Here is a 5,148-nt window from a genome sequence, read left to right on the forward strand (position 1 = left end):
CATACCACAGGGATTAAAATCCCTCGTGTCGCTTCCCTCTGTTGGGAGCCAAGCCACGCTCGTTTCCCACTTACCGCGAGGTCTTATGAGAGTGAAGACCTTCCACCTAGTGTGTTAATTCTGAATCCCTTATCCCATAAGACTTCATGCACAAAATGTGTCGCATATTTTCATGAGGAAGTGCCTGGAAAAGATGCTTTCGGTGTAAACTACGGTAACACCAATAATTTTCTAGACAATCCCTCCAAAATACACAGAATTAACATACTAGCTTTAAACCCAGAAATAAAGTTTTAATTGATACTCATAACCTCCTGCCCCCCCTGCCTCTTAACTCCTCCCTTTTTGTAAACACTGAAATGCTTTTTTATAATCGTTTGAAGGTGATTTCCAGAATAAAAATTACTACTCTCCGCAATTTTTCCAGTCTTTTAGTGTGAAATCGCTTGGCGTAAACACAAACTCACTGGAATTGCAATGACGACGCACCACAACCATTGTAATTGTGCCATATTTGCGATCGCCCTCCTCAAATTGAATTACTCCAGTTGTCCCTCTAACCGAGAATTGTGGTTGGGTAAGAGTTTTTTGAATGCCGCTGCGGGTGGGGTTTTGTGTGATGGCTTTGTTTAAGACTAATACTGCATCGTAACTTGTCGCAGTTCTCCAAGTGATTTCAGTGTTGGTAGCAAGTGCTTTTTTAGGGATTTTCCAGAGGATTTGAGCTTGCTGTACAAACGCCGAGTTAGGATCATTCATGGGATGCCATGCAATCGCTAACGCCGTTCGTTCAATTCCCTGTGGTGAGACAATTTTATCAGCTTTGAGTAGGTCAGAATTATAGAGACTATCACCTGCCACAATCCAAGCTTGGTTGACATTTGATCGTATGACATTTAAAGCATTGGGAATGGCATTATGTAATCCTACTCCAGCATCAGGAATAACGACAATCGCCGTTCCACCTTGAGTTTTGACTTGATTTAAAACCGCTTTCGCATCAAAATTATCTCTAGCCAGATTGAAAGCTGGTTGCTGATTAATCACATTCCCTTTCAGTAATTTTGCAGCCTCTTGAAACGCTGTTGATAAAGATTGAGCATACTCACTATCCTGACTGTAAAAAATTGCTGCTTTTCGCTGTTGCAGTTCCGAGAAGAGATAGGTGGCCATTTTTTGTGCCGCAATGCGATTGCTAGGTACAGTACGGAAGAAAATAGGACTCTTGAGGCGATCAGAAGTGCTAGTTCCAGAAATTAAAACTACCCCCGCTCGCTGATAAATTAGCAGCGTTTGTTTGGTTGCATCGCTTGAATAATGACCCACAACCGAGAGTAAATCTTGATACTTTACCAATCGTTGGGCAATTAGACGAGCATTATTGCCAGTATTACTATCTGCACGATTATGATCATCAGCGATTAGAATCCGTAAAGGCTGGCCGCTTTGCAGAATCAAAGTTTGAGCTTGAGCTATACCTCGCAATATTTCCAACCCTTTAGCAGTAGAACGCCCAAGGGGAACTGCAATTGCGATCGTGTGAATTTTATCCGTGGTAAATTGCGTTTGAATTTTGGCGTTATTGAGATAAATTAAAGTTTCTGGATCTGGTTGTTGATTGAAAGCAATTGTAAATAAATGTATAGCGTCAGGAAAATTTTTAGCTCGATATTGTTCAATTGCTGATCGCTTTTCTACTGGCGGCTGATTTGATTCCGTAAAGTTATCAGGAATAAGGATTTCTTCACCACAACTAAGATTATCTTCTAGAACATTATCACAGATCAGAGGTAGTGCTGTTTTTTCATAAATTAGTTTTGATCCGATGGTAATCAAAACACCGCAAGCTATCATTAAATAGAATTTTCGCCATTGCAACTGCGGATATTTTTTATTTTTAATATTGGCAATTTTTTCTAGAATTGCTTGAGCAGTTGGTGGACGACGCTGTGGATCGGTATCCGTCATCGTTTGAATTAGATGAATTAAGCTTTGAGGATTTTTTTTATCTTTAATATTTTTAAACCAATTGTAGGAACGAGCGCGACTATCATGAGCCGGATCAATCCCTGTCAGTAAATATATAAAAGTCCGACCTAAAGCATAGAAATCTGACTGGAGAACTGCTTGTCCTTGCATTTGTTCGGGAGCAGTATAACCACTGGAAATAATCACTGTTACTGGCTGATTATTAACAATAGTTTGGGTCAATTGACGCGCCGCACCAAAATCAATTAAAACTAATTTTCCATCAGGACGAAGCATAATATTTGCAGGTTTGATATCTCGATGAAAAAAACTATTATTATGTACAAATTCGAGAATCTCAACTAATTGATAAAGCCAATCTAAAGCTATTTTATATGATGTTAAATATTGATTTTTAGATAGCCAAGTCTGCAAATTTTCACCAGGAACTTTTTCCATCACGAAACAGTGTAATTGGCGATTTATCTGCAAAAACAGTGGAAAGATAGTTTCACCAACAGGTAAACCAGGATGTCGTAAATTTGTAAGTATTGATACTTCTTGCTCAAATAATCGGAGTAAATCAGGTGTAACATTTTTCAGCGATTTGAGAATCTTGGGGCGCTCGCGCTCAAGTAAATCTTCGATTTCAAATACTTCTGTATAGCTATGTGTTTCAAGTTGTAGTGGATGGATCAGCCTGTAGCGATTTTGCAGTAAAAGTGCTGTTCCACAAGTTTGACATACTGCACAATTATCAGGATTTTTTCGTTGTGAACAATCTGGATTGATGCAGTAAGCCATAAAGCCTTCTCTTCATAGGATATTCGGAAAATCATTCACTATACATTCACTATACCTAAAAACCTCTCTCCAAACCTCTCTCCTACAAGGAGAGAGGCTTTGAAACCCCCATTCCAGCTAACAAAAGTTTTTCTGCTTCCCTCTCCTCTTAGGAGAGGGTTAGGGAGAGGTAGGGGGGTTAGGTTTTTAAACATCATCTAAAAATGAGAAGTAAATAAACGCTGTACACATTTTAGAATAACAGGTTGCAAAATAAAGTATTCCTGTGTATCTACTTTCAGGGTTTCCACTAATGCCCGTCTTTTTAAAGATAAAAGTGCAGATAAAATATTTCCTGTTGAGGCATGGCTTATAAGTTTTAATTGTATTTCCTCACGAGTCAATCCCTGGGAATTTGTAGCTAAACATTTAAGTAGAGTTTGTTCCAGCGACGAAATGTGTTTCAGCCATTGCGTCACCAGTGGTTCAAATTCACCAGCGACAATAGTTCCTGAAGCTAGAAATTCTCCCACATTCCCAGCAAATAATTCGTGAATTAAATTTGCTGTCATGTTTAAAAATAACGGATTACCACCATATTGATTTACCAAAATCATCCATTGTTCGGCATCAAATATCAGCCGATGATGCTGTAAAAGCTCAATTGCACCTTCCATCAGTCCACTCAAAGGCAAAAAAACCGCACCATTGGCCGTTAAATTATTTAATCCTTCTGGTTGTTCACGACTGGTCAAAATTACGCAACTTTCATGGGGTGTTTGCACTACTGATTCCAGAAAACTTCTATAGGCAACATATTCGGGAAGATATTTGCCAGCGCGATCGCCTCCCAGAATTCCATCCCAACCATCAAAAATTAGTAGTGTTTTCGGTGGTAGCGATCGCAAATCGGTTGTTGGTAAGGTGCGGTGAAAAGAAAACCACAGCGTTTGTTGAAACCTAGACTGCACAGCTTGGGCAAGTTTTGAAGCTACAGCCGTTTTACCAATACCTCCCATCCCTGTAATCACAATCAAGGGTATTTTTTGTTCAATTGCTTGAGTTAGAGTTAGCAGTTCATAACCCCGCCCAAAGAATAAGGGAATATTAGGGATTTGGGTTGTACTAGATACAGATAAATCCAGGGAACGTGCCAGTACGTCTTGCCAATTTAGCCCCAAAATTTGACAAAACGCTTTGAATACTGAGGCATCAATAGCATCACCTTTCAGAAACCGTTTCCAAGTGGGCAAAGATACACCATTTGCAAAAACTTCCGCATTTTCCCAGTTCCGTGTGGGTTCGAGAATTTGACTCGCGGCTTCTAACCAACAAGGATTATCAATCGTCCATCCTTTTTCTTTCCGAGTTTGTTTGATGATTTGTAGTCCGGTAACTGAGAGTTTGAGACTAGGCATGGGAGATTTTTGGGGGCTTGTGCTAAATCTGTCAAGCTCAATTTTAGATCAGTCTTGTAGTGAACCGAAACTTAACTAGAAATACTTAATTCCGATCAGTGATATTAAGTATATTCCTCAAGGACGACAGAAAACACTTATGAAGCGTTTTATCTCAACCGCTGTTACTACAGTTTCACTTATGAGTTTGTTATCAACTCAGGCATTTGCTCAAACCAGACCTTCCACAATTACAGCCTTCTTAGATCGTTTAGGTATGAATTATGAAGTCCAAAAAGATGGACGTATTTCAATATTAGCTGGAGTTGAGGGTAATCGGACTCAATATGGATTTATCGTGCCAGAACTTGGAAAGATTGGTAACAATGATGTTATTGCTGTAATGTCTTTTTCTCGAATCTCTAAAACACCTCCAGACGCAGAAAAAACAAAGCAATTGGAAAGCAAAGTTAATGACATATCAAGCGGTTCGGCTACAGTTTCTGAAGAAGGAATGTATGCCACTTTTTACTACAAGATTATACCTCTAAACAAAGATCCAGATTTGGCGCGTAAAGACATCATAGAACTTCTCAATATTGCAGACACCGAAGAAAAAAATTTGGGTAGCAAAGACACATTGTAAACAATTCAAAATTGAAACCAGAAAAATTATGTCAAAAAGTAAAGTTTTCAAGCTCTCAATGCTATGAATTTGAGTCATAGAAAAACCTTTGATTATTGTGCGGGAATTTCACATTTCCGCTTCATAAAGAATTCTTGAAAATCAGATAAAGGATCAAATTATGTGGACTAAACTCATCCGAAGATTCTCTCTATTTTGCATTGCTCTATTTTTCACTATTGGTCTTTCTCTCAATCATGCTACCGCACAAACACCTCCTTTTCATTGGGACTATATCAACGTTAATATTGATGTGCAAACTAACGGAGATATGTTAGTTACAGAAACACAAAAGTATGTTTTTACATCAGATTG

General features: G+C 38.8%; 3 protein-coding genes and 1 pseudogene. 2 read left to right on the top strand and 2 right to left on the bottom strand.

Annotation, left to right across the window (positions count from 1 at the left end):
• Window positions 1–405: 405 nt before the first annotated feature.
• Together AN490_RS09210 and AN490_RS09215 are read right to left on the bottom strand one after the other, a co-directional pair.
• Window positions 406–2,772, bottom strand: a complete 2,367-nt coding sequence (locus AN490_RS09210) for a bifunctional serine/threonine-protein kinase/ABC transporter substrate-binding protein (protein ID WP_300002138.1) — start codon at window positions 2,770–2,772, stop codon at window positions 406–408.
• Between the two features lie 197 nt (window positions 2,773–2,969).
• Window positions 2,970–4,169, bottom strand: coding sequence for an ATP-binding protein (locus AN490_RS09215; protein WP_300002141.1), 1,200 nt, complete (start codon window positions 4,167–4,169; stop codon window positions 2,970–2,972).
• A gap of 139 nt (window positions 4,170–4,308) precedes the next feature.
• Here AN490_RS09215 and AN490_RS09220 point away from each other — a divergent pair, with 139 nt between their 5' ends.
• Window positions 4,309–4,794 carry a hypothetical protein gene (locus tag AN490_RS09220; RefSeq protein ID WP_300002143.1) on the top strand — a complete coding sequence of 162 codons (486 nt, stop codon included), beginning with the start codon at window positions 4,309–4,311 and terminating at the stop codon, window positions 4,792–4,794.
• Window positions 4,795–4,954: 160 nt separating this feature from the next.
• Window positions 4,955–5,148, top strand: a pseudogene (locus AN490_RS09225) (hypothetical protein); the annotation flags it as partial.

The sequence above is a fragment of the Anabaena sp. AL09 genome (assembly GCF_001672255.1).
Taxonomy (GTDB): domain Bacteria; phylum Cyanobacteriota; class Cyanobacteriia; order Cyanobacteriales; family Nostocaceae; genus Dolichospermum; species Dolichospermum lemmermannii.

What these genes read in the sequence shown, in the direction of transcription:
- AN490_RS09210 (WP_300002138.1), bottom strand. Translation starts at nt 2,772, where the DNA reads ATGGCTTACTGCATCAATCCAGATTGTTCACAACGAAAAAATCCTGAT.
- AN490_RS09215 (WP_300002141.1), bottom strand. Translation starts at nt 4,169, where the DNA reads ATGCCTAGTCTCAAACTCTCAGTTACCGGACTACAAATCATCAAACAA.
- AN490_RS09220 (WP_300002143.1), top strand. Translation starts at nt 4,309, where the DNA reads ATGAAGCGTTTTATCTCAACCGCTGTTACTACAGTTTCACTTATGAGT.